Consider the following 8,798-nt stretch of genomic DNA (forward strand, 5'->3'; position numbering starts at 1 on the left):
GCGTTCCGGCCGGCTCGTGGGCGGGCCGGGCCGCGCGGTCGATAGCGTGGCGGGGTGACCGCAGACCCGCTCGCCCCGCTGCTCGCGCTCGCCGACATCGCCCCCGCCGTCGAGCGGGCCCGCGAGCGCTTCGACCAGGCGCTGGGGCACCGCGCGTTGCGCCGGCACGGCGGCCAGGTAGCGGCCGAGGTCAGCCTGCGGTCCGCGGTGGCCAGCGCCGCCCTGGAGGGGTACGCGAACGACCGCGAGGCGGTCCGCTCGGGCACCGTCACCGAGCCGGTGGTCCAGGGCGCACTACGTGTCGCCAGCGCGCTGCCGGGCCTGTCCGAGCTGTGGCCGAAGGCGCCCCGGCAGGCCCTCGCGAAGCTGCACGTGCTCGCCGCCCGGGACGTCGTGACCGAGGCGGAGCTGGGCCGGCCGGTCGCCGACCCGGTGGTCGCCGCCCGGCTGGACGGGCTGGCCGGCCTGGTGGCCGGCGGCACCAAGGTCTCCCCGCTGGTCCTCGCGGCGGTGGTGCACGGCGAGCTGCTGAACCTGCGCCCCTTCGCCGGCCCGTCCGGCGTCGTCGCCCGGGGTGCCGCCCGGCTCGTCCTACTCTCCAGCGGTTTCGACCCGCGCGGCCTGCTCGCGGTCGACGTCGGCCACCACGAGCGGGAGCCCGAGTACGTGGGGTCGGCCGGCGCCTTCGCCACCGGCACCCCGGACGGACTGCGCTCCTGGCTGCGGCACTACATGGCGGCGGTGGAGGTGGGCGCCGACCAGCTCACCGTGATCGGCGACGAGGTCCTCGCCGCGAGCTGACCCGTCCGCGCGCTGCGGCGGACCGGGACCCGGGCGGATCCGGCGTCAGGCCGTGGCCGGTGTGGCGCGGGTCCGGCGGTGCCGGCCGTACCAGGCGATGCCGATGGCCACCCCCACACCCACACCGAGCGCGGCGGCGGCGACCGGGACGGCGGGACGTTCCCGCAGGCGCCGACCCAGCGGGATCGGATGGCGGAACTCCAGCACCGGCCACGCGTTCTCCACCGCCAGCCGGCGCAGCTGCCGGTCCGGGTTGACGACCGTCGGGTGGCCGACGCACTCCAGCAGCGGGCGGTCGCTGTACGAGTCCGAGTACGCGTACGAGTCGGCGAGGTCGTACCCCCGCGCGGTGGCCAGCTCGCCGACCGCGTCGACCTTGCTCGGGCCGGCCGCGTAGAACTCCACCTCACCGCTGTAGCGGCCGTCCACGACGCCCATCCGGGTGGCGATCACGTCGGTCACCCCGAGCAGGGCGCCGATGGGACGCACCATCTCCTCGCCCGAGGCGGAGACCAGGACGACGTCCCGGCCGGCGGCCTGGTGCTCCTCGATGAGGGCGGCGGCTTCCGCGTACACGTAGGGGTTGATCAGTTCGTGGAGCGTCTCCGCGACGATCTGGCGCACCTGTTCCACCGACCAGCCCTTACACAGCGTGGCGAGGTAGTCGCGGGTCCGAGCCATGGTCTGCTCGTCGGTGCCGCCCAGCCGGAACATCAGCTGCGCGTACGCCGACTTGACGACGTCACGCCGAGTGATCAGCCCGTCCCGGTAGAACGGCCGACCGAACGCCAGGGCGCTCGACTTGGCGATGACGGTCTTGTCCAGATCGAAGAAAGCGGCACTTCGGCCCACGGCGCGAAAGTCTAGTCCGATGGTCTATCGTCGGCGGGTGCCCGGGGTCTACCAACCCCTAGGACCTGCGGGCCGACCGCGCCGGCCTCTGCCCACAGTGACGACAGTCACACTCTGCGAACATCAATTCGCGGGGAGTGGAGGCTACAACACTCGACGTAGCCAGGTTCGCTCAGGCAAACTTGTCACTACGACGAGTGTTCATATCTCGGACAACCGACAGGCCCTCAGCGGTTGCACCCCCCGCGGCCGCTGAGTGGGTTCGGCTCAACCCCCCCGGAGCCGAACCTTCGACGACCCCCGTCTCCCCCCGACGGGGGTCGTCCCTTTCCCGGGTACGTGCTCCGGCCAAGCCCACAGACCCTCCTTGCTCTCATCCGACGCGCTCTCGGAGGGTGTTGCCCGGTCCGGAGTCAGCAGATCGTCAGCAGGCAGCGTGAAGGCATCCAAGATTCGAGCGGCACAGTCGGTCGGGGTGTGCGTATAACGATCCAGGGTCGTCGACGCCTGCTCGTGCCCCATGACCCGCTGCACCAGGTTGATCGGCACGCCGTCGGTGACCAGCCAGGTGGCGTAGGCGTGCCGCAGGTCGTGGAACCGCATCCCGCCGACGGCCTTGGCCGCCACACAGGCGACGGCTTCCCGCTCGGTGGTGAACTCCGCCGACCACTCGACGCCCTCCCGGTCCGGCCAGGTCGCGCGGTAGCGATGTGGGCCGGTGTTGACGACCTGGCCGAGCAGGCCGGCGCGCACCAGCGAGGGCAGCCAGATCCGCCGCCGGAAGTTCGACCGCCGCAGCGGCCGCCCTACCCGGTCGCGGAAGACGAGGGTGTGTGGCTCGGGTTCGTCGTCGGCGGCGTGCAGCTCGCGGAGCGCGGCCAGGAGGAATCCGGGCAGTGGCACGGTCCGGACCCCGGCGCGACTCTTCGGGTACGGGCGCAGCACGATCCCGCCGTGAGTCTCCTCGGCCACCTGGACCACCCGCAGCGATGCCCGGTCGAGGTCGACCGAGGACCAGGTCAGTCCGGCGCACTCACCCCAGCGCAGTCCCGCCCCGGCGGCGGCGGAGACGATGCCCCGATGCCGAGGTGGGACGGCGGGCAGCAGCCGGCCGAAGAAGTCCTCCCGGCTGATCGTGACCGGCTTGACGTCGCGGGACCGGTCGCGGGGCAGCTTCACCCCCTCGGCGGGATTGGTGGCGACCAGCCGTGCCTGTACCGCCGTCCGGAGGATCATGGACAGCAGTTGGTAGCACTTGGCCACGGTCATTGGAGCGAGGTCGCGGCGGAGGTCGCTCACCCACTCCTGCACCGACATGAAGTCGACCTTCCCGAGCGGCCAGTCACCCCACTTCGGCAGCTCACCCGTGGCGGTTCGAGACTCGGCGAGACGCCGGCGGCTGGCGGGTGTGGGCAGCCGAGCTGCCACCGTGGTGCGGTGTGCACGTCCGGGCAGACGTCTGCCGTTGAGCAGCTGCCGCCACGCGCGGTCACCGCCCAGGCGGCCATAGATGCGCCGGAGTCGGCCGTCCGAGAGCAGCCAGATGTCCCGCCAGGCGATGCGGCCCCACGCTGGTTCTACCAGCGGCTACGTACCTTTACCCGGTCCATGCGTCCGTACAGGCGACCTCATGCCCCCCCAACAGCTTTCCGTCCCTCGTATGATGCGCGGGCCGACGGGAGGGTGCCGCATGAACCAATGGACGGAAAAGGTTGAACTGCCGATGGGCTGGGTTAACGCGGTCGGGCCAAGAGTGTGTGCACGGCATGGCGAACCGGCGCAGGACAGACTTCCCGTCAAGTTCCGCCAGCGGATTCCGCCATGGGCTTGGATAGGCGCGATCCTGTGCGGGCTTATCGTCGGCTACGGCTGCGGGCTGCTCGGGGCGATACCAGTGGCGCTCCTGGCCACCCGGGCAGCACGCGCCAAATGGCCGCCCATGAAGTTTCGCGCCTGGCCCTACTGCGACCAATGTTTCGCCCTGCACCGCAGGTACGTCGTCGGCATCACAGTCCTAGTTCTCGGCGTTGCCACTTACCTTCTCGGCATTGTCCGCTTCCTGTGGATTACCCGGATGCTCGACGACTCGATTCTGGCGCTGATGGCGGTCGGCGGCATTCTCGCTCTAACCGGGGCTGTGGTCGGTCAACCGTTCTCGTGGCAGAAGCTCGCGCGTGCGCACGTGTCGAGGGACCTCTCTTCACTGCAGGTAGAGGGGCACGGGCGGTTTGCGGCAGACGTCCGGGCACAACTCACGGAGAAACGTGCACAGCCACAAGCTGCTGATCTCATCGCTAGGCCCCAGCCCTTGAGTGACTACCGGTAATAGTTTGTGCGTCGGCGGTTGGATTCCTTCCGAACCGCCTCCGTGAGATCCCGCCATGTGCCGGCCGACGTCTTCATCATCCGATCGACCATCTCGCAGGCGGAGGCTTCGTCCAGCAAGTCGTACGACACCTCCTGCCCTCCGTCACCTCCGAGGCGGCCACGGACCCGCCAGAGCCGGCCGTCCGAGAGCAGCTAGATGTCGCGCCGCGCCATACGGCCCCACGACCCGTTCCACCAGAGCCCACGAACCTCCACCGGCAGCAGCCTACTCGAACAGACGTACGAGCCGGCCGGCTGTCGGCAAAGCTGTTCAAAGTTTCTGTACGTCTTCAAGGCGGCCCGCAACGGGCCGCACGCGCCGCCGCCAGGGCGCGCGCCGGCCGCTGCCGCTGTCGCTCTGCGGCCGTCACGCCTAACGCCCGGCGGCTGGCGCGGAAAGCGGGAAGCCCGGAGGGCCGCCGCAGAACGACAGACCGTTGAAGGCGAGCGTGGTGGGCCGGCAGCCGGCCGGGCCGCACGGCCAGCAGCCCGCGCGGCGTAGCGCAGCGCAGGCCGGCCGCGTCGGCAGGCTGGCGGCGGTCGCGGGATTGCGGTCACTGCGCCTCCGGCGGGGGCGCTCCGGCTCCAGGATGGCCGAAGACCGTCGGCAGATGCCGGGTCCGTGGGTGGTTGTGGAAGGGAGCCATCCCGCCTGCCATCGACCCGGGCAAGCCGAGCAGACCGGCGCCCGACCCACCAGCGTCCGAACGTGTGTCAAGGTCCGATTGGCGTGGCGGGCCGGGCGCCGGCCCGCTCCCCAGAGGGGCGGGTCGATGGCAGACGGGATGGCAAGCAAGGTGGCAGCGGTGGCGATCTCAGTAGGATCCTCACATGTCTCGGCCAGTGATCTTCGATCTCTTCCATACCCTGATCCAGGGTGCTGACGAGGAGCGTGACCGGGTAGTCGGCGAGATGGCGGTCATGGTCGGGGTGGATCCGGCCGCGCTGGTCGCCGCGTACCACGTTACCTGGCGGGACCGGCTAGTCCGGTGGGACGTGGAGGAGACCATCCGTATCCTCGCCAGGCGTCTCGGCGGCACACCGACCGACGAACAGGTGGCACGGGCCGGTGAGCATCGGCGGGCACTCGGGCGCCGGGTGCTGCACGGTGTCTCGGCCGCCACCCTGGACGTGCTCGACGCGCTACGCGACGACGGGCATCCGCTGGCCCTCATCAGCAACGCCACCTCGGACGCTGCCGAGGCATGGCCGCAGAGTCCGCTCGCCCACCGGTTCGACGTTGCGGTCTTCTCCTGCGATGTCGGGCTGTCGAAGCCAGACCCGGCGATCTACCAGCTTGCTGCTGAGCGCCTGGGCGTTGGGCCGGCGGAGTGCATCTTTGTTGGCGACGGCGCAGACGGTGAGCTGGCCGGGGCGGCAGCGGTCGGCATGACCGTCTTCCGGACCACGGAGCACAACGACACCGACCCCAGATGGGGTGGCCCGGCTTGCGCTGCCCTGGGCGACCTGCCCGCCATGCTCCGAGAGCCGTTCAAGGCCAGGGTGCCGTCCGGGGCACACACGGGGCACAAGACAGCGTGAAACGTCGGCAACCAGCGACCAATGACGTGAGCCCAAGACGGGGCGTGACCGGCTTTCTGAACAGATCACCCCAGTCGCGGGGCGGCAGCCCTGAGTTCCGTTTCAACGTCTGACACTAGCGGTGCTTCGGCCCAGCATCACCCGTCAACCAGTGTGCTCATGAGCCTGGCAGCTCATCCGGGTCTGCGATGGAGGCATCCAACTGCTCGACGCGTCGGCGGAGCACTCCGGCCGCGACCGGTGGCAGGGCTCGCATGGCGAGGTCCAGGACGCGACGGTGATCGAGCGGATCCGGACAGCATGACGGCTCGCCACACCCGCGCATCTCTTCCCGCTGGTGCCGCGAGGCGCGAACATACAGCTTCCAGCCTCGCAGGGCCTCGGCGACTGCACCAGGGTGCATGCGTGCCCGCTCCAACTGAGCAATCGCCAACTGGCCTCGGCGAGGAATGCCCGGCACCACGGCGATCCGTTCTCCGGCCCGTGGTTGCCGACGGAGGCCCACCCGGACCTGCCCTGATGATCTACGAGGCACGGCTCTTTCGCGCTGTCGACATGACCGCATCATCCCACGGGCTTAGCCGACGGCAGCAACGGCGACAGCAACGGACCCAGACGAGGACGACCGCTTGCGAAGGAGGGCGGCCACTCGCCCGAGGGCACGGATGCACGCAGACAGCGCCGGACCGAGCGCCCAGAACTTACAAGCGAGGGGTCGTAGGTTAGAAACCCTTCGCACTCACCAATATTTGTCGCCTCACCGGACCAAGGTCGTCTTGGTGGCGAGGTTGTTCGCCGGGTCCCGGTCGTGCTCGGTCGCTGTTACCTGCGCCTGGTTGGTGACCGAACCGACTCCCCTCGGGCGGAGCCGGATCGTCACGGCGGCCGTGGCGCCGCTGGCGAGTTGACCGAGTTCGCAGTTGATCCGGTCGGGTGCGATCAGTACGCACTGGCCTTGCGACGCGCCGACGGTGAGCAGCGTGAGGCCGCCGGAAACCGCCCCGGACCACCTGTCGGTCAGGCTTACCGCCGACGCTGGGGACGGGCCGTGGTTGGTGGCCGTCACCGTGTAGGTGAGCGGCTGACCGGGGCCGGTGGGGTCCGCCGACTCGACAACCGTGACGGCCACGTCCGCGGCCGGCATCACCGTAAAGGTGACGGAGTCGGTGTTGTTCGCCGGTTGCGGGTCTGGCTGATCCGCCGTGAGGGACCCGGAAATCGTGTAGTCCCCCGCAGCGGACGCGCTCATTTGGAGAAGGGCGACGCTTCCTCCCGTGGGAGGAAGGTCCATCGGCCTGATCGTGCAGACGGCTCCGGCGACGTCCGGGATGCACGAGGCGCCGGATGATTCGACGGAGAGCCCGGTCGGGAGCCGCAGCACCGTCGTCGCGCCGGTGGCGGGAGCTGGACCGAAGTTGAACAACCCGGCGGAGATGAAGAACGGCTCCCCGGCGTACCTCGGACCGGCGCCCGCGTCGAGATTGAGCGAGACGTCGGCGTCGACGGGCATGGTCACGGTGGTGGTTTCCGTCTGCGTGTTGTCGGACACGTCGGCGTCGGGCTCGGCGGCGGACACGGTGAAGGTCATCGACAGCAGCCGGTCCGTGGTCGGCGTGACGCCGATGACCAGCGGGGATGCCATGCCGGTCCCCGACACCGTCGACAGATCGCAGGTCACCGTGGTGAGGGTGGGGCTGCATCGCTCGTCCGATCCGGATGGCTGGAAGGACACACCAGTGGGCAGCTGCGCGGTCAGCGTCACCGCGGTCGCCGTGCCTAGGCCCCGATTGCCCACCGAGATGACATAGGAGACGGTCGAGTGCGAGTAGGCCGGGTCCGGCCTGTCGTCGACGTCCGCGATGAACACGTCGACCGGCTCCGCCGCGTGGGCGGTGCCGGCGGGGACGACGAGCATGGGGACAATGCCGAGCAGAATGGCCGGTAGGATAAGCGTGCGGCGGAGACGCGGCATTGGATCTTCACCCGTTCTCTCTGACGTGTGAGACGGACCTCTGTGCGCAATTCAGCGAGGGCAATCTATCGCCGAATTGGCGCCGGCTCAATTGGCCGGCCGGTCTCAGCTGTTGACTCGGCAGGATGGCGTCTCCCTGCGGGAGCCGGGTGACCGCTGCTCGACCCCAACCGCGCGCAAAGACAACGAGCCGAGAACCCCGAGCAGGCAGGCCGGCGGCAGTGTCAAGCACTTTGACCATGGCCGTGCCAGTGTCCTCTTTCCGCTGGTCCCGTGGATGCTGGTCGCATGGTCAATGCCGCCATCGAGGAGTCGGTCCGGACGGGACGCAACGTACAAGCCCTTGTTCTGATCCGAGAACAGCTCGGCTGCAGCCTGGTCGAGGCGGTCGACGTGCTCGACGGCGTGTACCGGCGGCTGGAGGCCGAGCAGCCAAGCGAGCAGCCAAACTGGCGAGCAGCAGCGGACGAGCACGGACGCGGACAACCACGTCGAGCAGAGGATCAAGCGGCTGACCAGTGCCCCGGAACCGACTCGTAATGAGCAGGTCAGCGGCGGACGCGAACGCGGTCGGCGGCGTACAGTTCCGGGAGCCGTCGGCGCGGAAGTGGCAGCGAAGCGAAGAGGTGACCGCTCAACTGACCGGCACGTCAGCGCCCGCGACCCGGTGCGCGGGAGCCTTCTCGGCGGCGACCGATACCTAGTGCGGTAGAGCTGCCGATGATCAGCGCGGCGAGGATGATGGGCACGCCGTAGAAGAAGCCTGGGAACATGCCGACGTCCGGGTACCTGGCGCCCAGCAGTGCCACAGCCCCGGCCGCGAGCGCCACGAGGACTACCTACCACACGGTCCCCAAGGGGAACGATTTCCTGATGTCATTGGGGATCGTGCCGGCCAGCAGGACCGCCAACACGACGGTTCCGACCGCGTACCAGGTCAGGTCGATTGGACGGGGGTCGGTGGGCAGACGTGGCGGCGGCTCGAAGTAGTAGCCCTCGCCCCCCCTGCGGCGTTCCCAGCCGATGCCATTGTCCAGTGACATCCCGATAAAGCAACCCGTCGCAGCCGTTCGCGACGAAGACGACGTGACCGTCTCCGACCTTATGCACGACCAGCGATCGTGACGACAGGTGGACCGCGGGATCGGCGAGGTCGGGTTGCGCCTCCGCTAGGGCGCGTTTCGTAAGTGGGTGTTGGCCGGGTGGGGTCACGGCGTGGCGGTGATCGATAACTGAAGAGGTCTCCGGTAAGTGGGTTAGCGAC

The 8,798-nt window shown here is 69.4% G+C and carries 8 protein-coding genes; 4 read left to right on the top strand and 4 right to left on the bottom strand.

Features of this window, described 5'->3' with window-relative positions; translation table 11 throughout:
- The first annotated feature begins 54 nt into the window (after positions 1-54).
- Positions 55-801: an oxidoreductase gene (locus ACIBR0_RS21630; protein WP_396718311.1), complete on the top strand. Its 747-nt coding sequence runs from the start codon at positions 55-57 to the stop codon at positions 799-801.
- 45 nt (positions 802-846) lie between these two features.
- Here the strand turns inward: ACIBR0_RS21630 and ACIBR0_RS21635 are convergent, their stop codons facing one another.
- Positions 847-1,653 carry an HAD-IB family hydrolase gene (locus ACIBR0_RS21635; protein ID WP_357039201.1) on the bottom strand — a complete coding sequence of 269 codons (807 nt, stop codon included), beginning with the start codon at positions 1,651-1,653 and terminating at the stop codon, positions 847-849.
- Between the two features lie 267 nt (positions 1,654-1,920).
- Positions 1,921-3,081, bottom strand: coding sequence for a tyrosine-type recombinase/integrase (locus ACIBR0_RS21640; protein WP_396718313.1), 1,161 nt, complete (start codon positions 3,079-3,081; stop codon positions 1,921-1,923).
- 262 nt (positions 3,082-3,343) lie between these two features.
- Here ACIBR0_RS21640 and ACIBR0_RS21645 point away from each other — a divergent pair, with 262 nt between their 5' ends.
- Both ACIBR0_RS21645 and ACIBR0_RS21650 read left to right on the top strand, forming a co-directional pair.
- On the top strand, positions 3,344-3,979 hold the full coding sequence (locus ACIBR0_RS21645) for a hypothetical protein (protein WP_396718315.1): 636 nt from the start codon (positions 3,344-3,346) through the stop codon (positions 3,977-3,979).
- 872 nt (positions 3,980-4,851) lie between these two features.
- The gene (locus ACIBR0_RS21650; protein WP_396718317.1) at positions 4,852-5,562 is read left to right on the top strand and encodes an HAD family hydrolase; all 711 of its coding nucleotides are present in this window, start codon (positions 4,852-4,854) and stop codon (positions 5,560-5,562) included.
- Positions 5,563-6,319: 757 nt separating this feature from the next.
- Here the strand turns inward: ACIBR0_RS21650 and ACIBR0_RS21655 are convergent.
- Positions 6,320-7,477 carry a hypothetical protein gene (locus ACIBR0_RS21655; RefSeq protein ID WP_396718318.1) on the bottom strand — a complete coding sequence of 386 codons (1,158 nt, stop codon included), beginning with the start codon at positions 7,475-7,477 and terminating at the stop codon, positions 6,320-6,322.
- Between the two features lie 345 nt (positions 7,478-7,822).
- On the opposite strand from ACIBR0_RS21655, the gene ACIBR0_RS21660 reads away from it, so the two are divergent.
- On the top strand, positions 7,823-8,074 hold the full coding sequence (locus ACIBR0_RS21660; protein WP_396718320.1) for a hypothetical protein: 252 nt from the start codon (positions 7,823-7,825) through the stop codon (positions 8,072-8,074).
- A gap of 299 nt (positions 8,075-8,373) precedes the next feature.
- Here ACIBR0_RS21660 and ACIBR0_RS21665 read toward each other — a convergent pair whose 3' ends face one another.
- On the bottom strand, positions 8,374-8,577 hold the full coding sequence (locus ACIBR0_RS21665) for a hypothetical protein (RefSeq protein WP_396718323.1): 204 nt from the start codon (positions 8,575-8,577) through the stop codon (positions 8,374-8,376).
- Between the last annotated feature and the right edge of the window lie 221 nt (positions 8,578-8,798).

Source organism: Micromonospora sp. NPDC049497 (assembly GCF_044465805.1).
Taxonomy (GTDB): domain Bacteria; phylum Actinomycetota; class Actinomycetes; order Mycobacteriales; family Micromonosporaceae; genus Micromonospora.

What these genes read in the sequence shown, in the direction of transcription:
- ACIBR0_RS21645 (WP_396718315.1), top strand. Translation starts at nt 3,344, where the DNA reads ATGAACCAATGGACGGAAAAGGTTGAACTGCCGATGGGCTGGGTTAAC.
- ACIBR0_RS21665 (WP_396718323.1), bottom strand. Translation starts at nt 8,577, where the DNA reads ATGTCACTGGACAATGGCATCGGCTGGGAACGCCGCAGGGGGGGCGAG.
- ACIBR0_RS21650 (WP_396718317.1), top strand. Translation starts at nt 4,852, where the DNA reads ATGTCTCGGCCAGTGATCTTCGATCTCTTCCATACCCTGATCCAGGGT.
- ACIBR0_RS21660 (WP_396718320.1), top strand. Translation starts at nt 7,823, where the DNA reads ATGGTCAATGCCGCCATCGAGGAGTCGGTCCGGACGGGACGCAACGTA.
- ACIBR0_RS21655 (WP_396718318.1), bottom strand. Translation starts at nt 7,477, where the DNA reads ATGCTCGTCGTCCCCGCCGGCACCGCCCACGCGGCGGAGCCGGTCGAC.